Source organism: Cellvibrio sp. ATLC23 (genome assembly GCF_057196725.1).
Map to the genome: position 1 here is coordinate 56,823 of NZ_JBXUOS010000007.1, position 25,780 is coordinate 82,602.

At 50.8% G+C, this 25,780-nt stretch carries 24 protein-coding genes; 9 read left to right on the forward strand and 15 right to left on the reverse strand.

The features are described 5' to 3' along the window. Positions 1 to 196: 196 nt before the first annotated feature. The 4 genes from AC2CG4_RS12505 to AC2CG4_RS12520 all read right to left on the reverse strand — a co-directional run bounded on the left by AC2CG4_RS12505 (position 197) and on the right by AC2CG4_RS12520 (position 2,021). Positions 197 to 592, reverse strand: a complete 396-nt coding sequence (locus AC2CG4_RS12505; RefSeq protein ID WP_484486574.1) for a VOC family protein — start codon at positions 590 to 592, stop codon at positions 197 to 199. A gap of 167 nt (positions 593 to 759) precedes the next feature. Continuing rightward, positions 760 to 1,458 (reverse strand): hypothetical protein, encoded by a 699-nt coding sequence (locus tag AC2CG4_RS12510; protein ID WP_484486575.1) that lies wholly within the window; start codon positions 1,456 to 1,458, stop codon positions 760 to 762. Between the two features lie 141 nt (positions 1,459 to 1,599). Beyond that, positions 1,600 to 1,833 carry a hypothetical protein gene (locus AC2CG4_RS12515; RefSeq protein WP_484486576.1) on the reverse strand — a complete coding sequence of 78 codons (234 nt, stop codon included), beginning with the start codon at positions 1,831 to 1,833 and terminating at the stop codon, positions 1,600 to 1,602. Beyond that, on the reverse strand, positions 1,818 to 2,021 hold the full coding sequence (locus tag AC2CG4_RS12520; protein ID WP_484486577.1) for a hypothetical protein: 204 nt from the start codon (positions 2,019 to 2,021) through the stop codon (positions 1,818 to 1,820). Before AC2CG4_RS12520 ends, AC2CG4_RS12515 begins: the two co-directional genes overlap by 16 nt. Before the next feature lie 623 nt (positions 2,022 to 2,644). Between AC2CG4_RS12520 and AC2CG4_RS12525 the strand changes: the two genes are divergently transcribed. Beyond that, the gene (locus AC2CG4_RS12525; RefSeq protein ID WP_484486578.1) at positions 2,645 to 3,367 is read left to right on the forward strand and encodes an alpha/beta hydrolase; all 723 of its coding nucleotides are present in this window, start codon (positions 2,645 to 2,647) and stop codon (positions 3,365 to 3,367) included. Between the two features lie 43 nt (positions 3,368 to 3,410). On the opposite strand, the gene AC2CG4_RS12530 is transcribed toward AC2CG4_RS12525, so the two are convergent. The 7 genes from AC2CG4_RS12530 to AC2CG4_RS12560 are packed head-to-tail and all read right to left on the reverse strand — an operon-like array spanning position 3,411 to position 10,139. Next, the gene (locus AC2CG4_RS12530) at positions 3,411 to 4,571 is read right to left on the reverse strand and encodes a DUF3570 domain-containing protein (RefSeq protein WP_484486579.1); all 1,161 of its coding nucleotides are present in this window, start codon (positions 4,569 to 4,571) and stop codon (positions 3,411 to 3,413) included. Next, positions 4,558 to 4,782, reverse strand: coding sequence for a DUF4266 domain-containing protein (locus AC2CG4_RS12535; protein WP_484486580.1), 225 nt, complete (start codon positions 4,780 to 4,782; stop codon positions 4,558 to 4,560). Before AC2CG4_RS12535 ends, AC2CG4_RS12530 begins: the two co-directional genes overlap by 14 nt. Then, the gene (locus AC2CG4_RS12540; RefSeq protein ID WP_484486581.1) at positions 4,779 to 5,267 is read right to left on the reverse strand and encodes a TlpA family protein disulfide reductase; all 489 of its coding nucleotides are present in this window, start codon (positions 5,265 to 5,267) and stop codon (positions 4,779 to 4,781) included. Before AC2CG4_RS12540 ends, AC2CG4_RS12535 begins: the two co-directional genes overlap by 4 nt. Before the next feature lie 13 nt (positions 5,268 to 5,280). After that, a complete protein-coding gene (locus AC2CG4_RS12545) occupies positions 5,281 to 5,772 on the reverse strand; it encodes a hypothetical protein (protein WP_484486582.1) in 492 nt (163 codons plus the stop codon). 14 nt (positions 5,773 to 5,786) lie between these two features. Beyond that, positions 5,787 to 6,452 (reverse strand): outer membrane beta-barrel domain-containing protein, encoded by a 666-nt coding sequence (locus AC2CG4_RS12550; protein WP_484486583.1) that lies wholly within the window; start codon positions 6,450 to 6,452, stop codon positions 5,787 to 5,789. Beyond that, entirely contained in the window at positions 6,422 to 7,222 is an 801-nt protein-coding gene (locus AC2CG4_RS12555; protein WP_484486584.1) for an SH3 domain-containing protein, read from the reverse strand. The genes AC2CG4_RS12550 and AC2CG4_RS12555 overlap by 31 nt, the downstream gene beginning before the upstream one ends. A 7-nt stretch (positions 7,223 to 7,229) precedes the next feature. Further along, complete coding sequence (locus tag AC2CG4_RS12560; RefSeq protein WP_484486585.1) at positions 7,230 to 10,139, reverse strand: HzsA-related protein; 2,910 nt, start codon at positions 10,137 to 10,139, stop codon at positions 7,230 to 7,232. A 531-nt stretch (positions 10,140 to 10,670) separates the two neighbouring features. On the opposite strand from AC2CG4_RS12560, the gene AC2CG4_RS12565 reads away from it, so the two are divergent. From AC2CG4_RS12565 to AC2CG4_RS12575, 3 genes are read left to right on the forward strand one after another with little or no spacing between them, the layout of a single operon-like run. Further along, positions 10,671 to 11,825, forward strand: coding sequence for a hypothetical protein (locus tag AC2CG4_RS12565; RefSeq protein WP_152625304.1), 1,155 nt, complete (start codon positions 10,671 to 10,673; stop codon positions 11,823 to 11,825). 11 nt (positions 11,826 to 11,836) lie between these two features. Continuing rightward, the gene (locus tag AC2CG4_RS12570; RefSeq protein ID WP_484486586.1) at positions 11,837 to 14,365 is read left to right on the forward strand and encodes a LamG domain-containing protein; all 2,529 of its coding nucleotides are present in this window, start codon (positions 11,837 to 11,839) and stop codon (positions 14,363 to 14,365) included. Between the two features lie 13 nt (positions 14,366 to 14,378). Continuing rightward, positions 14,379 to 15,998, forward strand: a complete 1,620-nt coding sequence (locus AC2CG4_RS12575) for a hypothetical protein (RefSeq protein WP_484486587.1) — start codon at positions 14,379 to 14,381, stop codon at positions 15,996 to 15,998. Positions 15,999 to 16,108: 110 nt separating this feature from the next. Here AC2CG4_RS12575 and AC2CG4_RS12580 read toward each other — a convergent pair whose 3' ends face one another. Continuing rightward, positions 16,109 to 16,726, reverse strand: coding sequence for an alternative oxidase (locus tag AC2CG4_RS12580; protein ID WP_484486588.1), 618 nt, complete (start codon positions 16,724 to 16,726; stop codon positions 16,109 to 16,111). A 102-nt stretch (positions 16,727 to 16,828) separates the two neighbouring features. Between AC2CG4_RS12580 and AC2CG4_RS12585 the strand changes: the two genes are divergently transcribed. From AC2CG4_RS12585 to AC2CG4_RS12595, 3 genes are all read left to right on the forward strand, one after another. Beyond that, positions 16,829 to 17,575: a polysaccharide lyase family 20 protein gene (locus tag AC2CG4_RS12585; protein WP_484486589.1), complete on the forward strand. Its 747-nt coding sequence runs from the start codon at positions 16,829 to 16,831 to the stop codon at positions 17,573 to 17,575. Positions 17,576 to 17,741: 166 nt separating this feature from the next. Next, positions 17,742 to 18,653, forward strand: coding sequence for a hypothetical protein (locus AC2CG4_RS12590; RefSeq protein WP_484486590.1), 912 nt, complete (start codon positions 17,742 to 17,744; stop codon positions 18,651 to 18,653). 234 nt (positions 18,654 to 18,887) lie between these two features. Beyond that, the gene (locus tag AC2CG4_RS12595; protein ID WP_484486591.1) at positions 18,888 to 19,670 is read left to right on the forward strand and encodes a sulfite exporter TauE/SafE family protein; all 783 of its coding nucleotides are present in this window, start codon (positions 18,888 to 18,890) and stop codon (positions 19,668 to 19,670) included. Between the two features lie 60 nt (positions 19,671 to 19,730). Here AC2CG4_RS12595 and AC2CG4_RS12600 read toward each other — a convergent pair whose 3' ends face one another. Beyond that, the gene (locus AC2CG4_RS12600) at positions 19,731 to 20,345 is read right to left on the reverse strand and encodes a helix-turn-helix domain-containing protein (RefSeq protein WP_484486592.1); all 615 of its coding nucleotides are present in this window, start codon (positions 20,343 to 20,345) and stop codon (positions 19,731 to 19,733) included. Positions 20,346 to 20,447: 102 nt separating this feature from the next. Then, on the reverse strand, positions 20,448 to 22,217 hold the full coding sequence (tfpB, locus tag AC2CG4_RS12605) for a type IV pilus assembly ATPase TfpB (protein ID WP_484486593.1): 1,770 nt from the start codon (positions 22,215 to 22,217) through the stop codon (positions 20,448 to 20,450). Positions 22,218 to 22,459: 242 nt separating this feature from the next. Between tfpB and AC2CG4_RS12610 the strand changes: the two genes are divergently transcribed. Beyond that, on the forward strand, positions 22,460 to 23,137 hold the full coding sequence (locus tag AC2CG4_RS12610) for a TIGR00153 family protein (RefSeq protein WP_484486594.1): 678 nt from the start codon (positions 22,460 to 22,462) through the stop codon (positions 23,135 to 23,137). Between the two features lie 25 nt (positions 23,138 to 23,162). Continuing rightward, positions 23,163 to 24,437: an inorganic phosphate transporter gene (locus AC2CG4_RS12615; RefSeq protein WP_484486595.1), complete on the forward strand. Its 1,275-nt coding sequence runs from the start codon at positions 23,163 to 23,165 to the stop codon at positions 24,435 to 24,437. A gap of 67 nt (positions 24,438 to 24,504) precedes the next feature. On the opposite strand, the gene proB is transcribed toward AC2CG4_RS12615, so the two are convergent. Continuing rightward, entirely contained in the window at positions 24,505 to 25,629 is a 1,125-nt protein-coding gene (proB, locus tag AC2CG4_RS12620) for a glutamate 5-kinase (RefSeq protein ID WP_484486596.1), read from the reverse strand. Positions 25,630 to 25,780 lie beyond the last annotated feature (151 nt).

A 25,780-nucleotide genomic window follows, 5' to 3' on the forward strand; every position in this document is an offset into this window, starting at 1 on the left:
AAAAAATTCATTAATTAGACACACTACAAATCGAAATCATCAGCATCGCCTTTAAACGGTTTGCTTATCGCCCTAAGAAAAATAGAAATAGCCCTGAACGGAATATCAACGATAAAATTCAATATATCGAACACTACCGATCATGTGTTAACGCATAACGTTGCGAAAAACTATCTGGCTTGTTGTTTTTTAAGCTCTACGCCATTGAGTGAAAGCCAATTAAATTTCCCTCAGTGTCACGTGCTAAGGCGCAGAACCCGTGCTCACCAATAGATGTTTTTTCTTGGAATAAGCTGCCACCCAATTTTTCAGCTCTAGCTGCTTGTATCGCGCAATCATCACAGCCAAAATAGACTAACGTTCCGCTGCCACCAGGTTCAAAACCTTCCATTTTAACAAGCATACCCCCAGCACCATAACTGCTCATGGGCGCCTCTTTATCCATTGGGAATGCCCACATTTCCATGTCCATTTCTGGAATGGGTGATTGGATTTGTTCAAGCGTAATATCAAAGAGATTTTCGTAAAACGCTTTTGCTCTTTCAATGTCATTAACATAAATTTCGAAGTGAACAACCGGATTGCCTTTCATTTTTACTCTCCTATTGGTGGATTTTAATGACCAACGCTCGGTTCAGCCGCAGCTTGTAAGCGGCGCATTTACGAAAAACTTCGCGCAGCGATTCGCTAAATGCGCTACTTACAAACTGTCGAGTGGAGGCGCGAAGCGCCGGAACGGTGTTGGAACACTTTGTTATATTAGCGTTCTATTTTGGCAGAGTTCCAGTAGCCTTCATAAGTGTCTTTCAATGCAGGAAATGCATCTGTAATTTGGCTTACAATAGTTGGGGACTTATTCGCGCCATCTTTGAAAGATGCTCCAGATTGATAGCAACTTACACCGTCAATTATTATGTACCGGTCATGTAGCCCATTTGCAGACCTAACTTGAACAGACGTTTGATATTGTTTGTTAAATAGATCTACTGCAGCAACTAATTCCGGTATTTTTTTCTCAGAAAGCAACCGAATTGTTACGCCACTTTGACAAAGTGTAAGGTAACGAGATACAAAACTTGCCTCCATGTATGGATCTATAAAAAGAATATCCGAGGTTGCAAGAGTAATAATTTTGCGTATTTCTTCAAAATAATCAAAGACGGTTCCTTGAGCTAAGGCGACAGAAACGGGCCCGACTGTTTTCATTCTTAAATCATGCCTTGCTTCATGAAGCAGCGTTTTAATACCGCCTAACGGGACGCTTGGAGTTAGAGAGGTATGTAGACGGGAAATATACATACTAAGCTCGACAGTCTTTAGGTAGTTCCACACATTTATAACTGCAGTCACTCTCCCAAGCCAAGAATGATTTTCCTCCGAATCGTGAGTTATTCTTTTTGCTTCAGGAACGGATCTTAGCAAGTCTTCAATTTCAAGTAATAAGTCTTCATTTCTCATTGCTTATTCCATATAACGTTGTGTTCAATCGCAATTTGTAAGTAGCGCATGCGCGAAAAACTTCGCGCAGCGATTCGCTAAATGCGCCACTTACAAACTGTCGAGTGGAGGCGCGAAGCGCCGGAGTGTTGGAACACCTTGTTACAGCTTTTCATTATTCAGCCGAGTTAAAGATGAAAAAAACAATGAAAAACCAAAGAAGCCAGATATGAAGCCTAGTAACAAGTAAGGAGCGTACTCCGTCCATGTGCTTAAACTTTCCATTAAAAACTCAAAATCAAGGTCCATAACTGTAATGCCTTTATGAAGCATAAGGACACCAAACAACACCAGAATAGAACCGATGGAAAGCTTTGCAATTACTGATTTAGCCATTCTGCCTCTCCTTTTCTTTCAAGCTTGATCATGCGTGACTTTGGAATAACAATATACTCACGCATATCCTCGCTCTCAATTTCAAACGAGCGAATCGGATCCATCTCCAGCTGTGCAATGAAAATAGTGCACAAGAGAAATACGATGAGCGATGCTAAAACTTTAGCTTGATTATGGTTTAGTTTCATTTTTCTCTAACAGTTTATTAAATTGCATCAACTATATAACCCACAGAATGTTATTCCAACTAATTTAGTGTAGTGCTGTATAACTCCAAAAAGTGGACAGATCCTCAATCGATTTGGCTCGTGCTAAATCAAGGGGGTGACTATCACTCCGAATTAATTATGGAGTTATACGGCACAAACAATCGCACTTAGTTGACGCGCTCATTTGGCTCACTGTCCGCTTTGGCACACTACCGACCTTCAACTAGCACATCACAAACCCAATTTATTATCGGAAAAATTATTTATTTTCCACTACGAGCAGAAACGAGCGAGGGTGATAGGGGTGGGGGAATAACATGCTTTATCAATCCATCATCCATAGCAGCCTGACCGTGTTTCCAAACTTCCGTAGCGCGATTCCTTCGGCTGCTGGTACTGCTGTGGTCATTCCTATGACGGGTACCGCATAAGGTATGCGGCTTTATGTGTGGAATCATATTACAGATTATTACGGGGTGCACAATATAGGCGTGATGGAAGTACCGGGTATTGCGTGGAGGTTTTGTATGCAATCAGCTATAAGTACATTCCGGGTTTGGCACAATCGAACCGGAACAATTCACCCCCCCAAAGGAAAACCCATGCGACTAAAAACCCTCGCCAGCTTGCCGCTCTTTGCATTGCTCACCAGTTGTTATTACCTGCAGAGCACATCCATACCGATAAAAACAATTCACTACACACAGAATGCTGAACAAGCGGATAAAAGTACACGGCAATTGATGGTGTTATTGCCAGGCATTGGCGATAGAGCGGGTGTATTTGATAAATATGGCGTGATTGATGCGATTCACACTATCAATCCAAATATGGATGTCATTGCGGTAGATGCGCATTTTAAGTATTACGAGGCGCGCTCCATCATTGATCGATTGCGCCAAGATATTATTAAGCCCGCACTGGATGCAGGGTACGGTGCAATTTATTTAGGTGGGACTTCTCTGGGCGGCTTTGGCTCACTGCTGTATCTGAAGCAGCACCCCAACGACATTGAAAAAATATTTATTCTTGCACCCTACCTGGGCGATGCGCAGGACTACAATTATTTGCTTGAAAACACAGCGGCACCACAAGTGCCGCGCGATGTAAATTTGTGGCCTTGGTTGACACAATTGCCAGATGAAACAAAAAATAAAATTTATCTCGCCTATGGCATCAATGATAAGTTCGCCATTCCCAATGGATTATTAGCAAAACAATTACCACCGGCACACACCGTGACACAAGCCGGAAAACACAATTGGAAAACCTGGGCGCAATTATGGCCGCGCCTGCTGGAAAAGCAGAAGATGTTGGCTGATTAAAATTTACTGATACACCAGTGCGAACTAGTCGCACTGGTGTTAGCTAAAACCAAAACGAAAAATACAGGCGAATCACATCCGCCTGCAAACTATAGAGTGGTTCTTCACCGGCGGCGTAGTCGGTGGGGGATACGCGGGCATCGCGGAAATCGTCGTAATCTATATTGAAGTGATCCCAATACAAATTCGCAGTGCTCTTATCAAACCAGGGAATAACACCCGCTGGAATTTTATAGGTCACGCCCAACCCAATGGTGTTGGATGAAAAAGGGCTTAGCTCTTTGTCGCGCGCTAAAAAGTTTTGTGCATCGCGGTAGGGAAATAAATCAGCGTAAAAATCTGCTGCGGTTTGTTGATAGACGCGGTACTTCACTTCAAACAACCACTGATCGCGGTAAGGGTGCAAATAGCGCAGCTCAACATTGTCCGCTTCGATACCCCAGCTATCGGCAAATTGCCGCGCCTCCATGCGCACCGATGCGCGGTAGGGCAAATAATAAATCGCGCGTAAACCGAGCGCATCGCTATTGCGAGTATGCGGATAGAGTTCCGATTGATATAAATAGCCGCCAGCACCACTCAAATAGCGCACCGAACGATAAGGGTTATTCAAACAACTTTGCTCTTGTGTAAGGTTTAAACACTGGTCGCTAACACTGTCAAAACTGAGTGATGCCAATAAATTTTTAGTGACGATTTGTGATGCGTTGATACTGTACTTGCGCCGCTGCAAAGTGCGCTCGTAAGTCGGGTCAGTATTTTGGCCGACAATATCCTCACCAAAACTCACTCCAAAACCCAGCGTAGTGAGATCGCCAAAAAAACTTTGATCGACACCGAAGCTGTAGGTTGATGAATCGTAATCGTTTTCTTTACTGCTGGTATAACCAAGGCTGATGGTAGACCGGTCAACCATATATTGGCCGGTAAAACCCGTCTCTTTACGTTCCTCACTGTAAGGGCTGGCCGTTGCTTCCACATCGATTGAGGCGCTGCTCACCATATCGACATAATAATTAGCAGATACCGATACCGAAGTGCCTATGTTTTTGCGCACTAAAATAGAAGGGCCATCAATTTGCGCACCGCCGCCATCGTAACCGTGATAGAGCAGATCGATGCGCTCATCGGGTAATACGGCTGCGTGCAAAACACTTGCAGCAAACGCCATCCAAACAATAAATAAACGGTTAATTACAGCCACAGCCACCTCCCGATGCGCCGTCGCCACCGCGTGCTGCTTCGCGCGCGTCGTACACGTGATGCAGATAGGAATCCGCCGCAGGATCGCGCCCGAAGCTCATGATTTCGTCGGCGATTTTTTGCCGTTCATAGGGCTTCACCCAAGGTTTGATTTGGCTACAGGCAGCCACACTAAACAGCAGTGCAATTAACAGCAGACGGCGCAGAATCATTCTTTAATCAGCTCGCGAATTTGTGCGCGGTATTTGTCTTCATCGCCCGCTTTGTAACCGCGATTGACATAGCGAATCACGCCTTTTTTATCAATCACCACAGTGGTGGGCATCGCATCCACATTGTATAAACTGCTCGCTTTGCTTTCGGTATCGTACAAAATGGGGAAGGTCACCCCCAATTCTTTTATCAATTTTTTTGCGTCGGTATTGTCTTCTTCTACGTTCACACCATAGAGCACAAAACCGGCGGCGCTGTAGCGCTTGGACATATCATCGAGCAGCGGCATTTCTTTGCGGCATGGGCCGCACCAGGACGCCCAGAAATTTAACATCACCACCTGCCCACGCTGTTCGGCCAAACGCACATTTTCGCCAGTGCTGCTTTGCAGGGTGAAATCGGGAGCCACCTCAGAAGAAAAACAATTGGCATGGTAAATAAAAATTAAAAATAGAAAGTTCGCACATTGACGGTATTTTTTCATTCTACTCATCCTGTTATTGAGTTACATTACGATAAGAAAACTGTGTATCGCATAAATCCACAACAGCGACGCTCTGTTCTACCGTTATTGATACTAAACAAAACAAAATCACATCAGCTGGATTACCATCGATGATAATTGGTGAAAACTTATAATCCTTAAAAACTTTCAAAATTGATGCAACCTCTGCATCCTCAATAAGCCTATAAGGCAGATCAACATCACTTACAAGATGCCCAAAAACTCCTCTCACCCTCTCATCTTCTGCAGGGCTCACAACATCAACATGACTAATCTCACTCACAGAACCTCGATAATTTAAGCCAAATTGAAATCGAAACATTGAGCGGTATTCCTTACCGGTAAAAGTCAAAGGCGGCTTAATTTTAATTAATGGAGCCACTTTCACACCACTGATTTTAACACTCCTGGCATTGAGAGGTTTTTCCACAGTCGAACATGCAGAAAAAAAACACAAAATTGACAGCAACAAAAATCGCTTCACAAAAAAATCTCCATTTAGAAAAACAATGACAAGCCAAAACGCGATTCCAAATTGGTAATGGTTTTGCTTTCGCCAAACAATTCATGCTTAAAACTGTGGCCGCGCATACTTAAATCCAGTGCTAGCCAGTCAGTGGCGTAAAAACGCAACCCAGCGCCTATGTTGGTGGTGAAATAATCCTTCGCGGCAAAATCAGTATTGCCTGCGCCAGCCAAAATATAAAAGTGATTATTGAAGGTCCACTTGTCCGAAATAAACACCTGACCATGCAAAAAATTGTAGCCCAGGGAAATATTGTAGTAATTCAAATCCCGCTCATCGTCAGTGAGCAACTCTACGCCGCCACTCAATAATTCATAACTGGTTTTTTCTGTTTGGCTGATGCCGTAGGCGGCTTCGACAAAAAAATCTTCCGTTATGTGATAGGCGAAGGTAATGCCGACCACTTCATTGGTGCCAAAATCTTCGATGCTGAGCATGCCGTAAAAAGCGCCCATCTCGAAGTTCTCACTATCTAGATCATCTTCTTTAATGGTGCGCCGTTTAATGTCGGGCGTAATAATTTGCTCCAGCTCATCATCGTCGCTGGTGTCATCGCTCTGTGCGTAAACGCTGCTGCCAACGCCGGTCAATACCAGCACGCATGCGCTTAGAAAAATACGTTGAATCCAACTTTCCATTCATTAACCTCGTCGTTGGTATTGCGGCTGGTGAGTATGTAGTGATTGGTGTATTCCACCCGCAGAAAAAAGCGGCCAGTGATATGCACGTAAGTGCCCACACTAGCCTGCAATAAATTATCTTCGCGATCTTCGGTTTGCACCAGCGTTGAACTGGGGAAGGTTTTTATCGTACCGCCGCCGACACTGAAAAATGGCGAAGCGCGCAGATCGGGAAATGGCTGAAATAAAATGCCACCGGCGATAATTTGGCTATCGGAAAACTGCCCAGTATTTTCAGCGTAGCGCAATTCCATGGATAAATTTTTGGTGAAGCGATAACCGAGATTCGCGGTGAGACTATCGGCACCGGCAAAATCACCGTAGGCGGCGCCCAGTTCAAAACGATCAACCAAATAATCCGCCTGTTGAGTGTCAGGAAATTCCGGTTTGCTGCCATCGAGCGCCAGGGTGAATTGCATATCGTCGCGCTGAATCCAACCGGTGATGCCACGCTTGGTTTTTATTTTGATCCACTCGGTGCGGCTTTTTAGCAGGGTGATAATTTCTTCGCGCTCAACCACATGAAAGATGGGGTAGCCGCGCCCCGGGCCGGAGTAGACGTTGATAAACGCATCATCAATGCTGACCTGCATAGGTTCATCGGCGGCAAATAAATTACTGAACCAATTTTGCGCCCACGCGGGTGAACTGCATACCAGCATGCAGCAGAGCAGATAGTGATAAAAACGCGGGCGTTTTTGTTGTTGTGATGCGCCGTATATCGTCATTAATGAATCAATCTACCGAGTCAAAGGGATTGTTGAAGTAGGCCGCGCGAAGATCCAACCACTCCGATAATAATTTCAATTCACTGCTATTGAGCCAGCCGCGATGATCAACAGTATCTGTCGCTGCATCGAAATTGGCAAAACGATTAAAGAATCGTGCACTGGCGCGAGCGCCGCCGGGCGACATAGACGCAGGCACCCTGATCTGCTCGGTCAAGGGAATCGGATTGCCATCAGCATCCAATATCAACACTTGCGATATCTCACCAGTTTCCGACACTACATCCTGTTGCACAAAAGGACAATCCGCCACGCCGTCGCAAGTAGGATTGCCTGCAAGATCAAAAGTGACCAAACACTCGGGAATCGCATCCTCATCGACAACAAATTCACACACCGGAATATTGTCGGTGAGCCCCGCCATATCGTCGGTGAGCACCTGACTAAAATCATCCGCCAGCAGCTCGCGATAAGACGCCATATGGTCGTTCTCTTGATCCGATGGCTGATTGGTCAACTCTAGCTGACCAGCGGGAATCTGTACAAGCGCGTTGCCGTTGACATCAATAACGTTGCGACTGTGACAACCGGTGCATTGCCGCTCAACTCCATCCACCATGCGGCTGCGCTCCCACAAAGGCTGGATATGGGTTTCATAATTGATGATCACGCGGCAGAGACTATTCCAACCATCAGGATCAACACAGGCCTCGGTAGTCGGCGCAACGATTTGCACTGGGTCGTCTGCCAGAGCTGAGTAACGATATTCAAAACTGGCTGCTTTGGGGCGCACGGCAGGATCGGTCCACTCATCGTTAAAGACTATATCCACACTCGGCTGACGCTGAGCGATAGGTGCACAGGTCACCGGATTGCCCGGGGTTTCACAGAAGGTGGAACGGGTGGCAAATTCCGCCATGGTCTCGCCCATATTCGGGGTGATCGGCGTGCCTAAGGCATCAAAGCGAATGCTATTCATAAATTGCAGCCCGCTGGTTGCCGCACCTTGATTAAGTGCAGCGGCTTCTGCACCAGCGCGACCGTGGGCGACATCATTGCGATTGTCGTGACAGCCGTTGCACTCGCGCACTTCACCGGGGCGCAACTGCAGCCAGTTGTTGTGGCGGGCGCTGATGCGGCGACCATTGGCATCGAGAACCTCAATAGTGAACGCCACATCGGCCGGGACTTTTACTTTTACCGATCCGTCCGGTTCGATGGGCGCATAACCCAGCACTTCACGCATGATGCCGCCACTGAAACCAAAGGCTGTCCCGTCAAAATCAAGGGTGTCGTCATCGGGCATGGAAACGGCTTTAACTAAACGTAAGAAACGTGCTGGGCGCTGATCCGCAGGTGCTGCTGCCATCGCCGCCAGATTAGTAGGTGCACTGGTAAAGCCGTAACGACTAAAGGTGCCATCAAAATCGTACACACTGCGAATGTGCAATACACCTACCGCTTCCAGCGCGAGTTGGGTATCCACTTCCGAACGGAAAAAGGTCGGTGGCGTAATTTTCTCCAGCGATACCGCCTCACTGTACATCACCCCGGCTTTGGCCAATACCACTGGCTGCTGGGTTTGCTGGGCGATGTTGTAAATCCAGATGCCGTAAAACGGTTCAGCTTCTTCGATATTAGCGATAGCCAAATTGGTCGCGGTGCAAGGTAATAAGCGCGCAGTGCCCGGCTCTTGCAAGCGACACTGACTCCAACTTACCAGCAGGCGATTAGTGCCGTCGTACAGCGGATAGAGCGAGGCAAAACGGCCATGCTCGGAAATTTCACCCTCACCTTCACGAATATTCACCGGCAGGATCGAGATGCGCTCCTGCCCGGCCGCACTAATTGCTGAGACACCGGGTACAGACCGACTGTTTTCACTGAAGCCCGCACCATCGATCACCACCATATCGCCACCGAGCAAGGCGCCGCTGGGTTTGAGAATCGCGGCGATGCGACCATCGGGCATGGGGTTGAGATTAAATAGGCGCGGTGTGCTTTGACTGTCGTCGTCCGGTTCAATATTCAGGCTGTTGTAGCCATAGTAGATTTGGCTGTTGGTGCCGTCGGGATTAACGGTGTAAAAACTGAGATTGTCGTGGCCAGATCTATCCCAGCGCGTGTAAAAAATCCGCCCGTCAGGTAACAGACCCGGTTGGATATCGTGGCTCTGGTTGTAAGTGATCTGTTGGATATCGGTGCCGTCATCCTGCATGGTATGCAGCACATAGGCCGGCTCGTCGCGGTCGTCTTCCGTACCCGCAGCGTACTGGGGTTTGCCATCATCCAAAAGGATGGCTTTGCTGCGTGTCTGGCGGGTGGAGGCAAACAGAATGCGGCCATCGGGCAAGTAGCGCGGGGAAATATCCTGCCCGGATTCCGCCACTATGTTGGCACTGATAACGCGGCGCAGCACTTTGCTTTCCACCTGGTATTCCCAGATATTCCAGGTGGGCTGATCCTCTTCATCGGCATCGGCAATTTCCGGAGCGCGCATCGCAAAAATTAATCGCTGGCCATCCGGGCTTACTGAAAGATCTTTCACATCATAGAGCGGGCCATCGGGATAGTCTGCTACCGGAAACTTCTCCAGCGGAAATGCCGCCGAGCTGATATCTACCGCTGTCGCTTGCGCGGTGGCACGGTCTTTCAGGATAAGCTTGGCGCCGGGGTTAAACGCGGCGGGTTCAAATACATCGGGGAAAACCGGCTCATCGTCTTCATCCAGCGGGATGGGGCGCTCGATATAAGCGATCGGCAAATCCACGGTGACCGGATCGGGCTTTTGCCCGCCATCGCTACTGCCACCACCTCCACCGCCGCCACAGGCGCTCAAACCAAACAGCGCGATTATGCCGAGGGAACGGAGCGTCAATAGGGCGCGCGGGCGCAGAAAAGACTCGCAGAGATTCATAACATTGGCCTTATATCGCACTGGCTTATACCCCCTGAGGGCGAGGGCAGCAGATTGCACCGGATAAAGTTGATTGAAAAGTTATAGCCGCTCTTGCGCATAAAGATAGCCGCGGGCGCCGGTACGGATTATTGTCTGGCAAACCTGTGTGCCATTCTCTCGAATGAATCACGAATGAAAGCAAAAACATTTCTACTAAAAATAACCCTTTGCCGGTTAGGAAGTGCATACTTTTCGATTTTTTATAACCAAATGATCCGTCTGATTTGCAGTTCTGTGATTAAGTCGGCAACCGCTAGCGCTAGCTGGGCACAGGTTTACACGACAGGTCTGTCTATAATTGCAGCAGACCTTTCTCCAGCCAGAAGATTGCCCTCCGGTCGCCACGGCGACCAGCAAGGCAACTACACATAATTGGGAGCAACCGTGATTAGACACTTTTCAGCGCGCCAGCTAGTTACCCGGCTGGGCACAAGCCTGCGCAGGGCCAGTATCGGGCTGGTCATTGCCAGCATCGGCTTTGGCGCAAGCATGGCACAGGCAGGCTCGCGGGAACAGGCCATGCAAATTCACAACCGCATCGCCGGTGTCCCGCCCTCGGAAAGCGTACTGTTGCAAATGGCGGCGCAAATCGATGCCGGACAAGTCGCCGAGGCGGTGAAAATCGCCATGAACAATGAGGCTTTCTACAGTGTCACCTTAAAAAACATGGCGACACCCTGGACCAACCGCGAGCAGACCGTGTTCGCCCCGCTAAACGATTACACCGCCACCTTTATCGGGCTGGTGCGTGACGATGCCGATTTCCGCACCGCGCTCTACGATGATGTGCTCTACACCAGCAATGCCGGTGGCTTGCCCGCCTACTCCAACAGCAATAACAATCACTATGAGATGGCCGAAGCCCAGGGTGTCAGCCTGAAAGACACGCTGGTGCGCCGCACCCAGTCCAGCCTTAACGGTTTGCCCAGCGATGCCACCTCTGGCCTGATCACCAGCCGCGCGGCGGCCAAGGCATTTTTTATTGCCGGTACTAACCGCGCCATGTTTCGCTTCACCCTGCTCAACCATTTGTGCCGCGATCTGGAGCAAGTGCACGACACCTCGCTGGTGCCGGATTTTATCCGTCAGGATGTAAGCCGCAGCCCCGGTGGCGATAGCCGTGTCTTTCTCAACAACTGCATCGGCTGCCACAACGGCATGGACCCTATGGCCAAAGCCTACGCTTATTACGATTACGAATTCGATATCAATAGCGATCCCGATGGTATTAGCGGTGCCATCCACTACAACAGTGAAGGGGTAATCGACCCGGACACCCAAAGCCGGGTTGAGAAGAAGTACCGCATTAACAGCTCCACCTTCAAACCCGGTTATGTCACCACCAATGACGACTGGCAAAACTACTGGCGCCAAGGCCAAAACAGCCACCTTGGCTGGGCGTGGAATTCACCCGCACTGACCGGCATGGGCAGCGGCGCCAAAAGTATGAATATGGAACTGGCGCATTCCAAAGCCTTTGCCAGCTGTCAGGTTGAGAAAGTGTTTCAAAACGTCTGCCTGCGCAAGCCAGGCGATGCTGCCGATAGAGCCAAGGTCGAGGAATTTACCCAGAACTTTGCCGCCAATAACTACAAGTTGAAGCAGGTGTTTATCGACACCGCCAACTACTGCAAAGGCCAATAGGGGAGATGACCGTGAATAACATTCAGTTAGGCTCCATTTTGCAGTTGCGCCCCGCCCTGTTAATCATCGCTCTACTCGCCTCACTGGTAGGCTGCGGCTCAGGTTCGGGCGCCAAAACCGAACCCAAACCCGACACCAATACCGGCAATGGTGGCGGTGAAGAGTTCAGCTATAAAGGCAGCAATGCCGCCGCTACTGCTGATATCACCAAATTCCAGAACAACTTGTGGATCAATATCGCCCGCGAAAACCGCTGCGGCGGCTGCCATACCCAAGGTAAACAGGCACCGGAATTTGCCCGTGGCGACGATATCAACCTCGCTTATGCCGCTGTGATAGATAAAGGCTTGGTAACCCTGGGCAATCCGGCGCAGTCGCGTTTGGTGACCAAGGTCGCCGCAGGTCACAACTGCTGGCTGGCTGACCCAGTTGCCTGTGGCGATATCATGACCACCTGGATCACTAACTGGGCGGGCAATACCGGCACCCAGGCCAATAGCGTGGTATTGACTCCGCCCGCGGAAAAAGACCTGAGCAGCAGCAAGGTATTCCCCGATAGCCCAGCGGCCTTCTCCACCACCGTGTACCCGGTGCTGACCAAGTACTGCGCGCAATGCCACAGCGAAAGCGCCATCACCCGCCAGCAACCCTACTTTGCCAGCAGCCGGATCGATGCCGCCTATGAAGCCGCCAAAACCCGCATTCGTTTGGACAACCCCGGCGCCTCGCGTTTTGTGCAACGCCTGTCATTTGATGGCCACAACTGCTGGAGCAACTGCAGCCAAAATGCCGCCGAGATGCAAGCGGCGATCACCGCCTTTGCCAACACCATTGAGCCCATCACAGTTGACCCCGAGCTGGTGATCAGCAAAGCAGTCGGCCTGAGCGATGCATTTGTGGTGACCAGCGGTGGCCGGATCGATACCGACATCATCGCCAAATACGAATTCAAAACCGGCAAGGGCAGCATCGCCTACGACACCGCCGGGGTGGACCCGGTCGCCAACTTGAACCTGATTGGCAATGTCGGCTGGAGCAGCGCCTGGGGTTTGAAATTCCGCGATACCGGCAAGGCACAAGCCTCCACCGGCGACAGCCGCAAGTTCTACGATTTGCTGCGCGCGGCAGGCGAATACTCAATAGAAGCCTGGGTGATTCCCGACAACGTGGTGCAGGGTGATAACGACAACAACCCCGCCCGCATAGTGACCTATTCCGGCAGCGCCACCAGCCGCAATTTCACCCTCGGCCAGTACGAGTACAACTACAGTTTTATGAATCGCACCTCCAAGAGCGATCAAAATGGTCTGAATGAGTTGGCGACTGCTGCCAACAAAGAAATCTTGCAAGCCAGCCTGCAACACGTAGTTGTCACCTTTGATCCAATCCGCGGCCGCCGCATTTATGTCAACGGCGAATTTACCGGCGATATGGACCCGGACGCCGGTGCGGTACTGAAGGATTGGGACAGCAGCTTTGCTCTCGCGATAGGTAACGATGTATCGAACAATCGCCCTTGGGCAGGCAGTATTCGCTTCCTCGCCATACACAAACGCGCGATGAGCGCAGCCGATATCAAAACCAATTTTGACGTGGGCGTGGGCGCAAAATATTTGCTGCTGTTTAATGTCTCCCAGCTGGTGGGCACTCCGCTGAGTTTTATCGTGTTTGATGTGCAGCAGTTCGACGACTATGCCTATCTGTTTAGCTCGCCGTTCTTCACCAATCTGGGCGATGAAAAAGTCACCGGCAATATCGATCTGAAAGGCTTGCGCATTGGGGTCAATGGCACCGAGGCGCCCGTCGGCCAGGTATTTGCCAATCTGGATACCCAAATCAGCGCCAGCCAGATGGTGGAAGGTCGCCAAACCCTATCGACGCTGGGAACGATTATTGAAATGAAACAAGGGCCGGATCAGGATCAATTCTTCCTTACCTTCGACCGGATCGGCAGCAATAGCTACAGCCGCACTGTGCCGGTAGTGCCGCCACCCGCAACACCTGCGGATATTCCCGGCCAAGCTCATATCGGCCTGCGCAATTTTGCCGAAATCAATGCCACCCTGTCCGCCATGACTGGCGTCAGCACAACCACGGCAGCGGTGAAAACCACCTATACCAAGGTGCAACAACAACTGCCGACACTCACCAATATCGAGGGCTTTTTGGCGGCGCAACAGATGGGTATTACCCAGTTGGCAGTGTCCTACTGCAACGCGCTAGTGAACGATACCAGCCTGCGCGCCAGCTATTTCAGCGGCTTCAACTTTGGCGCCAGCGCCAATACCGCGTTCAATAGCACTGGCCGCAGCCAGATTATCGACCCACTACTGAAAAACCTGCTGGCGAGCGATATAGCCTCGGGCGGCGCACTGAGCAATCAGGCGAATCCGGCCGAAGTTCGCGCCGAGCTGAACCAGTTGATCGACCGCATGACAACCTGCGCAGCAAGCAATAGCTGCGCCAGCAACCGCACCGCCACCACCGTCAAAGCAACCTGCGCCGCCGCTATGGGCAGCGCCATCATGCTATTGCAGTAATCGGAGCAGACTTATGACTCGCAAAAAAACCACCCTGCATCCGGACGCGCCGCTGCTGCTCAACAACCACAGCCGCCCGGTGACCCGGCGCGAACTGGTAGCGCAAGGCTTTAGAACCGGCGCCGCCACTGTGGTCGGCGGCTCGATTTTCAGTTTATTTGCCAACCCCCGGGAAGCAGAGGCTGCACTCTCAGCGGATTTGATCGCCATGCGCAGCGCCTGCGGCATTGCAGCACAGGGCGCAGGCAAGATTCCGTTTATCTGCTTTGATCTCGCCGGCGGCGCCAATATCGCTGGCTCCAACGTGTTGATCGGCCAGCGCGGCGGTCAGTTGGATTTCCTCAACGCCAGCGGCTACAGCAAACAGGGGCTGCCATTGGCAATGAGCCCGGCGGCCTCTACCGCTGCCAACCCCCTTATCAACAATGAACTCGGCCTCTCTTTCCACGCCAGCAGCGCCATGCTGCGCGGCATTCTGGAAAAAGTGGCCGTGGGCAACCGCGCACTCACCAACGGTGCGGTCATTCCTGCGCGCTCGGAGAACGACACCGGCAACAACCCGCACAACCCCATGTACGGCATTAACCGCGCCGGTGCCAACGGCTCGCTGCTGGCGCTGGTCGGCTCCCGCGCCAGCGACTCGGGCGGCAACTCCATGGCACCCGCGATGATGATCAACCCCGAGGTGCGCCCCACCAAAGTGGACAATCCCAACGACGTGACCGGTTTGGTCGATGTGGGGGATCTGGTCAGCCTGCTCGATCAGCAGGACACAGTGGCGGTGATGGAATCTATCTACCGTATCAGCGATAAAAAACTCGGTAAGGTCAACACCGGCGTCAGCAAAGATGAAGTAATCAAAGACATGGTGCGCTGCGGCTATGTGAAAAGCGCCGATCTGGCCGATCGTTTTGGCAACCCTTCCGCCATTGACCCGGTCGCCGATGCCGATCTGGTTGGCGCAGCGGGTGTATTCACCCAAAACGAATTTAACGGCGATGGCGAATTCCGCAAAACCGCCTCAGTGGCCAAGCTGGTGATCAACGGTTATGCCGGAGCAGGCACCATCACCATGGGCGGCTACGACTATCACACCGGCGACCGCTCCACCGGCGAAATGCGCGATTTACGCGCGGGCCGCTGCATCGGCGCCTGCATTGAATACGCCGCGCGCAAAGGCATGCCGGTGATGATTTATGTGTTCAGCGACGGCTCGGTGTTCAGCAACGGCATGATCGACGACTCAGCGATGGGCGGAGGTAAAGGTGTCTGGACCGGCGACGACCAACAGACCGGCGCCGCGTTCTTTCTCGTCTACAACCCCGCGCGCCGCGCCGTGTTGATGGGTGGTACCAGTAGCGATCCGAACACCATTAGCGATGCCCAGCGCGTCCACCAACAGATCGGCTATATGCGCGCCAGTGGCGATGTCGAAACCGGCTCTGGTATAGGCGCCGCCAACAACGTTAATACGTTGGTAGAAACCGTGGTGCTCAACTACATGGCACTGCACGGCCAACAAAACCAATTCGGCAGCAGCTTCCCCGGCAACAGCTTGGGCAACGCCGCCACCCTCGACAAACTCACCGCCTTTACTCCGATTTGCAATGGGGTAATTTCGCAGCCGGTGTGATATTTATCGGTTGAAATAAAAATGCCATCAAAGCTGTTAGTATTTTTATTTCTGATTTCACGTTTCAAATCTGTAGAGCCGTCCGTTTCGCTAACAAATCAAGCTCCACCCTAGCCCGCCAACTTGTCAGAAAAGTCATGATTGACATCGCGATGATGGGCTTCATCGGCACGAATGACGATAATGACGTCCCGCAATCGGGCATCGGGTGCCAACTTCCAATAATCAATAGCGATTTGCGGCGCAGGTAAATTCGGTGATATACCCGCATCGATATCAGCCAAATATTGCGTATAGCTAATCACCGCCTCTTCTTCGAAATATCCCACAACACGATGCGCCGTTCTGGGTGAACAGATATAAAGGAGAAAAAAGAAATTATAAAAAATACCCTGCGCGATCAGTATTAGAACACGCTCAAATTGCGAGGGTTTCGCTATTTCGACAAACGTCATTAAGTGCATGCGCTCATTCTCTGCTTCATCAAGCAATATGCGAATCCAACCGCGGTCGCTTTCCATGCGACGCAACGAGCGAAGATGCTGTAATGCCCCAGCAACCATACCTGGCACGGCGGCAACTGTTTCCAACACTACCGCCCGATTTCCATAACGTTTAGCAAAAAAATTATCGGCGAAAAAACGTAAAAGCTTGGTAATTCTATAAGCAACCCGATCGGAGAAATTATTTGGCTCGTGATGCTTCGCCAGTATGATCGTATCGGGCATTCCTATACTCCAGAAAGCCGGGTTGTTTTATCAACCGCGATGTTGGATAGTTAGGGCTGACTCACCCACTTCATTCACAAGAAAAAACAGGTACTGTTCCCAATGAAATATTGCCATCTTACGCCAGTAAGCTTACTCATTTTCAGTGCTGCTGCGCACAGTAAAATACTCTGGCAGGGCGATTTTGAAACGGGCGATATTAGCCAGTGGAACACGCCCATCAACGTCGCCGGGCTATCAGTTACTAGCGATTGTGTATTTGACGGCAAACACGCAGGTAAAGTGCGTTTGACTGGCGATGATTCATTTTTGTGGAAGGGCAATAAATTTTTAAATCGCAGCGAATTTCATCATCGCCGTGCAGCGGGAAATACACACGAAGGTAAAGAGACTTTTTTTGCATTCAGCTTCTATCTGCCGAAAAAACTCAGCCAACACAAACACGAATTGGGTTATTGGGAATCCGATAAGAGCTGGCAACAAATGCTGCGTTTTAATATTGCCGGCAGCGAATTAAGTTTTCAGGAAACAGCGGCAAAAAAAGTATTGTGGAAATTACCCAAGGGCGCGGCTCCCGGCAAATGGCATCGTGTCGCTATGCATATCCATTGGTCAACTGATCCTGAAGTGGGTTCGACCGAGGTCTGGGTCAATGGTAAACACATGGGCAAAAACCACTTTAAAAACTTGCCAGCAAAAGATGCGCTCATGTTTACCCAAATTGGCATTTTGCGCACGCAAGAAAAAACCGTTGAGGAAATCTTAATTGATGGCGCTATGGAGACTGACAACCTAACGGAATTACTGGAGCGGGATAAACACTTGGTGGGTAAAACCTGCACCCCCTAATCAGCAAACAGGCATATTAAAACTCAAGCAACTCAAAAACTCAGAATATAACTAGTTTTTCAGGCTTATTTTGCTTAATTACGCCTGCCTATTATTCCTATAAATAACAATTGAGGCGCCAAATCGCTGCTAGACTCAACATTAGGTTGCTAATGGGTTTTTTGTCATGTATCGGTTGCGCTCTTCTATTTTGTTAATCGCGACACTACTGTGGGCCACTACTGTATCGGCGCAAACTGATATGCAAGTTTGGCACCGTTCGCCGTTAGACTTTGGGATTTTCCGCTATGTGTATGACATAGAAATACTGCGGCTGGCATTGGAAAAAACCCGCCCGACCTATGGCGGCTATCAACTACACGCGATTCCACCAGCCAACTTTACGCGCATGCTGCACGCTTTGCGCAATGACACCTACCCCAACATGGTGCTCGAAACGAGCTATGATCAAAAACTCGAAGAATCAGACGATCTAAGTTTTATACCTTTTCCGTTGGAGCTAGGCATCATTGGTTACCGGATTTGTTTTGTAAATCCGCAGGTGAAAGAGGAAATCCAACAGATCAACGATCTGCGTGAATTGCGCCAATACACCATGGGGCAAGGCGCTGACTGGGCAGATATAACCATTCTGCGCCACAACGGATTTCAAGTTGCAGAAGTCAGTAATTACAAGAGTTTATTCAAAATGGTTGCAGGTGGCCGCTTCGATTTACTTTGCCGCGGCGCCAATGAACTGATGAAAGAGTACGAGCAATATAGATATATTGGCAATCTGACTTACGATGAAAGTTTCGCCCTAGTCTATCGCCTGCCGCGTTTTTTTTATCTCAATAAGCGCAACACTGTTCTTAAACAACGATTGGAGGAGGGCATTAAAATGGCCTACGCTGATGGGTCGTTACTGGAACTCTGGCGCCAACACCATTTACACAGCATCGAATTTGCCCGCCTACCTGAACGCAAGTTGTTTTATTTGGATAATCCGTTAATTAACGACGCCCCCAAGGATTACGAACAGTATTTGATTGATCCGCTAACCATGCGCTTTCCTCAAGACATTCTTACACCCAATTAAGTACCAGCGTTTTCGCCATCCCTCAATGCGATCCAACGCACTCTAGCGTACCTCAGCCACCAATGCAGATCACCGACAATCATCCTGCCGCCTGGCTTTAGGTTCAAACACCAATGGTTATAAGCATCTAACTAATTATCATTAGTCATTAACGCATTCGGCTGATAGCCTGCACGGCCTTTTTACTGACGGTACAAACCTCACCGTTAATAGCGCCTTGTGTGAGCAATATTTATGGATTTACAGCTAGGTTATGTCATCGCCGGATTAGTGGTTGGCTTTATTGTAGGCATGACCGGCGTGGGCGGCGGCTCGCTAATGACCCCAATCCTGCTGTGGTTTGGCGTAAGCCCCGCCAACGCGGTTGGCACTGACTTGCTCTATGCCGCAATCACCAAAGCAGGCGGTATTCATGTCCATCACAAAAAGAAAAATATTGATTGGAAGATCACCGGCGAGCTAGCACTGGGCAGTTTGCCTGCTGCCGCACTCACCTTGTGGGCGCTGCACGGCCTAAGCCTGGACACTGACACGCTTAATCGGGTTATCAAAACGACTCTCGGATACGCGCTCATTTTGACCGCGATTGCCATTTTGTTTAAACGCAGAATTTTTGATTACAGCAAGAAAAATAATAGCTGGATCACCCGCATGAATCGCCGCAGCCAGATGATTGCTACGGTTATAACCGGCATGGTACTCGGCGCGGTAGTAACCCTCACCTCCATCGGCGCTGGCGCCTTGGGCACAGTTGCGTTGTTTATGCTCTACCCGCTGCTACCTACGGTGCGCCTGGTAGGAACAGAAATCGCCCACGCCGTACCACTCACACTCGTCGCCGGAATGGGTCACGCCGGCATGGGCAACGTGGATTGGGGGCTGCTAATCAATTTATTAATCGGCTCACTGCCGGGCATTTACCTCGGCAGCCATTTAGCCAACCGCGTCGCCGACCACTACCTGCGCCCGGCACTGGCGATTATGCTGGTGTTTGTGGGAATTAAATTATTGTGGTGATCGATACACGTCACAATCTGCAGACAAAAAAATGGCGACACTCGGGTCGCCATTTTTGTTTCACTCTTCTTTTACTGTCCGCCGCGATAGCCAGTAATCCAGCAAAAAATAAACTCCTAATGCTAAAGCTGTAATCTGAGCCGCAACGCCAATTGCAGCCGGGCTTGAATTGTCTTGCCCAAAAAAAGCAAACGCAAAAAACATCGCCCCTGCAATAAAAGTGACCTGCACATAACGCTTGCCGCGCGACGCCGGTCGCGGCTGACCGGTAAAGTACCAACCAAAACTACCGTACAAAGCGAGCGCAATAACCATCATATGTAAAGCTGACAGCAAAACGTTACTCGCAATAAATCCTGCAATATTGAGGAGTATTGGCACTAACCCCAAGCCTGCCACGGCCAGTGCGAGTTTGTAGCGGAAGACAGATGGCACCGGCAGCATTTCTGCATCTGAATTTGACTCATCAAATAACTCTGCCAACTCCACGCTCAATGTGGCCGCCAAACAAACACGTGTTTCGCGCGATGCTTTACCTTCTGCCTCAACCCGCTGGATGGTACGCAAACTCAAGCCGGAGGCGAGCGCGAGCTGCTCTTGCGACCAACCGAGCTGAGTTCGCAGGTGACGGATCTTGGTGGAGGATATTTTCATCTCTTGTGCAAAACTGTCCATAAGTTGGGCTCCGGTAATAGTAAGGACCAACAGAGCCTAGTGGATTTGGCTAATCGAAAGCTACGACAGTTAGCCGCCAGTACCGTCTATAAGCCGCCAACATCACCCCACTTTCTCCGGCGGTGGTGCGACACGCAAGACTTCCTCCATCGTCGTCAAACCGGCGGCGACTTTTTGCGCGCCGGATAAACGCAGGGTGCGCATGCCCTCTTTCATCGCCAGTTTGCGCAATTCCTGCAGGTTGCAATCGCCAGTGACTTTTTCTTTGAGGGTGTCTGAGAGCATAAGGATTTCATACAAGCCCTGACGCCCGAGGTAGCCGGTATTGCGGCACTCCAAGCAGCCCACCGGGCGATAGACCTTGGCGGGCAGATTTACTTTCCAGGGTGCGACCAATTCCTGCCAGTGTGCCAGGGTGATTTCGCCCTCTTCTTTGCAGTGTGGGCAAAGGGTGCGCACCAAGCGCTGCGCCATCACGCCGAGCATGGTGGCGTTGATAAGATAAGACGGAATGCCCAAATCGAGCATCCGCGCGACGGTTGAGGGGGCATCGTTGGTGTGCACGGTGGAGAGCACCAAGTGGCCAGTGAGTGCGGCTTGGACTGCCATCTGCGCCGTTTCCAGATCGCGGATCTCGCCTACCATGATGATGTCCGGGTCTTGCCGCATCAGGCTGCGGATACCGGCGGCAAAATCCAGCCCGATTTTGTGGTGCACCTGGGTTTGATTGAAGCGCTCTTCCACCATTTCGATGGGGTCTTCAATGGTGCTGACGTTCACTTCATCGGTCGCCACTTGGCGCAGCGATGAGTAGAGCGTGGTGGTTTTACCCGAGCCGGTCGGACCGGTCACCAGCAAAATCCCGTTGGGACGCGTAAGCATGGAGTGCCAGCGCGCGTAGTCGTCGCCCACCAAACCCAAGTCGGCAAAACTGCGCTGTAACACTTCCGGATCAAAAATCCGCATCACCAGTTTTTCGCCGAATGCGGTGGGTAAGGTGGACATACGCAGCTCGATTTCGCTGCCATCGCTGCGGCGAGTTTTGATGCGGCCATCTTGCGGCTTGCGTTTTTCAGCGATATCCATGCGCGCCAAGACCTTGAAACGGCTGGTGACGGCAGTGGAGACGTTGGCGGGCAACTCGTAGACGTAATGCAATACTCCGTCGATACGGAAGCGAATGCGCCCGACTTCTCTACGCGGTTCTATATGAATGTCGGAGGCGCGCTGGTCGTAGGCGTATTGCAGCAGCCAATCGACAATATTAACTATGTGCTGGTCGTTGGCGTCCGGGTCGCTGGCACTACCCAACTCCACCAGCTGTTCAAAATTGGTGATCGCCGAGGCAGCGGTTGCACCGCTGGCACCGGATACCGAGCGGGCGAGAGTGTAAAACTCCACCATAAAGCGTTCGATATCGGCAGGGTTAGCCACCACACGTTTAACTGCACGCCGCGCGACATGCTCTACCTGCGGCTCCCAACCCGCCATAAATGGTTGGGTACAAGCGATAACCACATGATCTGCCTCGACTTTGACACAGAGAATGCCGTGGCGCTTGGCAAAGGCATAGCTCATCACCTCGGTACATTTGGCCACGTCGATTTTCATCGCATCGATATGAAACAGTGGCAAGTGCGCCTTGCTCGCCAGCCATTCAGTCAAGGTATCCCCATCAAGATTTTTGCCGGGGCGCCGTACATCTTCCAGATTTTGGGTGGCGATATAGGCGAGCGGGTGCATGATCGCCTGCTCGCGAGTGCGCGAGGCACCGAGCAAGATATTGGCATCGACCTGTTTCATGCGTCCATCGGCGACCAGATCCTGAATCAAGCCGCGTAAATCCAACACCCGATCCAACACCTGCGCCATCTTATCGTTCCTGTTTATTGATTGGAGATCAATGGATTGTAGCGACTCTAAGGCCAAGAGTCTGCTCAATGGCGCTCAAGTTGATATCGCCATTTTGGGTGCTATCGACCACCTCCGATTGATCACTCGCGAGTCATGCCCCAAAAAGAGTCACAAAAACATCATAAAAATGTAATAAAGCCGCGTGACCCTGAGAGACGATCTTTCTATACTGCACGCACTTTTAACCGGAGGGGGATTTCATGCCTTTTGCAAACCTGTCAAACCTGTTTGGTCGTTCGCCCATCAAACCTATGCAAGAGCATATGGCCTTGGCTGTCAAAGCCGCATCGGAATTGATCAGTTTTTTTGACGCCGTTACCAGCGAAGACTGGACGCGTGCCAGCGAAATTCAACAAAGCGTGGTGAAATTCGAAAACGAAGCCGATGAGATCAAAAAGCACCTGCGCCTTCACCTCCCAAAAAGCTTGTTCCTGCCGGTACCGCGTACTGACTTACTGGAACTGCTGACCATGCAAGACCGCATCCCCAACCGCGCCAAAGATATCGCCGGTATTATTATGGGCCGCCGGATGACTATTCCGGCCAGCATGAAAGACCAAATGAATGAGTTTGTGCACGCTAGCGTAGCCGCAGCCGAACAAGCTCTCACCGCTATCAACGAACTCGATGAACTGCTCGAAACCGGCTTTAGTGGACGCGAGCTGACTGTCGTTGAAAACATGATCAAGGAATTGGACATTCTGGAGGAGAAAGCAGATCAACTGGAGATCGGCGTTCGCACTTCACTCTTCGCACTGGAAGCACAATTGCCACCGGTCGATGTAATGTTCTTGTACAACATCATCGACTGGGTGGGTGATATTGCTAACCGTGCCCATGACGTAGGCGGCCGTTTACAGCTGCTGCTCGCGCATTAATCGCTATTAATTTAGGTATTTCACCATGACTTTATTTGCTGAATACGGCCACGTGCTGCTTATTCTTGCCTGTGTGTTCGGGCTATTTATGGCCTGGGGTATAGGTGCAAACGACGTAGCCAACGCCATGGGCACCTCGGTGGGCTCGCGTGCGTTAACGATGAAACAAGCCATTATTGTGGCGATGGTGTTTGAATTTGCAGGCGCCTATCTCGCCGGCGGTGAGGTGACTGAGACAGTACGCAGTGGTATTGTCGAGCTGAGTGTTATGTCTGAGCACCCGGATTTATTCGTGTTCGGCATGCTTTCTTCGCTGCTCGCCGCTGGTAGCTGGCTGTTAATCGCCAGTATTCTGGGCTGGCCAGTATCCACGACCCACTCCATCGTCGGCGCCATTATTGGTTTTGCGGCCGTGGGCATCTCCGCTGAAGCGGTGCAGTGGGGTCAAGTGTGGGGCATAGTAGCCAGCTGGGTAACTTCACCGCTGGTTGCGGGCATTATCTCTTTCTGGATCTTCCGCTCGGTGCAGCATCTGATTCTGGACACCGAAGACCCTTTTGCCAATGCCAAACGCTACATACCTTTTTATATGTTCGCAGTCGGCTTTTTCCTGTCGATGGTGACCCTGCTTAAAGGCCTCAAACACGTTCTTAAATCCCATCAGTTTGAACTTAGCTTCCTTGAATGCACCATGATTGCCGCGCTTATTGGGCTACTGGTAGCGGCGATTGGTATCTATATGATGAGCCGAATCACTCAGGATAAAGCTGCCGACAAACACAACCGTTTCACTAGCGTTGAGCGCGTGTTTGGGATCTTAATGGTGTTTACCGCCTGTGCCATGGCATTTGCCCACGGCTCCAATGATGTTGCCAACGCAGTAGGCCCCATGGCAGCAGTGATCAGCGTGATCCAATCGGGAGCGGTGAGCGCAAAAGCGACTGTCGCCCCCTGGATTTTGTTACTCGGTGGTGCGGGAATCGTGGTTGGTTTGGCTACTTATGGCTACAAAGTGATGATCACCATAGGCAAAAAAATCACCGAGCTGACCCCAAGCCGTGGTTTCGCCGCTGAGATGGCTGCCGCTGCGACAGTGGTAATTGCCTCCGGGATTGGGATGCCGGTATCCACCACTCACACACTGGTAGGCGCGGTATTGGGCGTTGGTTTGGCGCGTGGTATTGGCGCACTGAACCTGCGCGTGATCGGCAGCATTTTCGCCTCTTGGGTCATCACCCTGCCCGCCGGTGCCGGCCTGTCAATTCTGTTCTTCTTCTTTTTCAAAGGTGTATTTAGCTAAGTTTGTTTTGCATATCACCTCAAAACCCGAGCCGGTCATCCGCCTCGGGTTTTTACACAAAAAATATCTAACTCAACACCAAATTATCGCGATGGATTAATTCGTTATCGTCTTCATAACCCAAAATTTCAAAAATCTGGCTGCTGGGTTTACCGATAATTTTGCGCGCTTCATCGGCGTGATAGTTAATTAATCCGCGCGCGATTTCTTTGCCATTTAGATCTTCACAGATCACCATATCGCCACGCGTGAAGTCGCCGCGCACTTCTTTTACGCCAACCGGCAAAATACTTTTCCCTTGCTCGCGCACAACACGTGCGGCGCCGTCATCTAACACTATGGTGCCGCGGGTTTGCAATTGACCGGAGATCCAGCGTTTGCGTGCCGCTTGCGGCTGCTGTTCAGCCCACAAAAAAGTACCGAGGTTTTCGCCTGCAGCAATTCGCAGCAAGGCATTTTCAATGCGCCCGCCAACGATCACCGTATCGGCACCGGAACGCGCAGCGACACGAGCAGCGCGCACTTTGGTAATCATGCCGCCACGCCCCAGGGCTCCACCAGTGCCGCCCGCCATTTGTTCGAGGCGCGAATCACCGGCAGCAATTTCGCTGAGCAATTGTGCATTGGGATTGTTGCGCGGGTCGCTGTCGTACATGCCTTTTTGATCGGTGAGAATCACCAACAAATCGGCCTCTAATAAATTCGCAACCAGTGCGCCGAGGGTATCGTTATCGCCAAAACGGATTTCTTCAGTAGTGACTGTATCGTTTTCGTTAATGACAGGAATCACATTGAAACCAATCAAGGTTTTCAAAGTAGAACGCGCATTTAAATAGCGCTGGCGCGATGAAAGGTCGTCGTGATCCAGCAGCACTTGCGCAGTGAGCAATCCGTAGCGCTGGAATTCAACCTCATAATTTTGAATCAAACTCATTTGCCCAACCGCTGCCGCGGCTTGCAGCTGATGAATTTCCGTCGGGCGCGCAGCCCAACCTAACCGGCGCATACCAGCGGCAACCGCACCGGACGAGACCAATACCAATTCAATACCGCGCAGACGCAACTCGGCCATTTGTTTGACCCAACCGGCAATGGCTTCCGCATCCAGCCCTTTGCCATCATTGGTCAACAGTGCGCTGCCGATTTTTACCACCCAGCGTTTTGCTTGGGGAATAATGTCTCTTTTATTCATGCTTTTTACTCATGTTTCTTTATTCTCGTCTCTTTACTTTCGCCTGTTTTCTTTTTCTTGCGAGAAGTGGCTGCTCGAATAATTCGCTATTTTTTTGCAAAACTCTCGGCTCTTAATGCAACACGCCCGGAGCATAGGCCGGGCGTGAGGT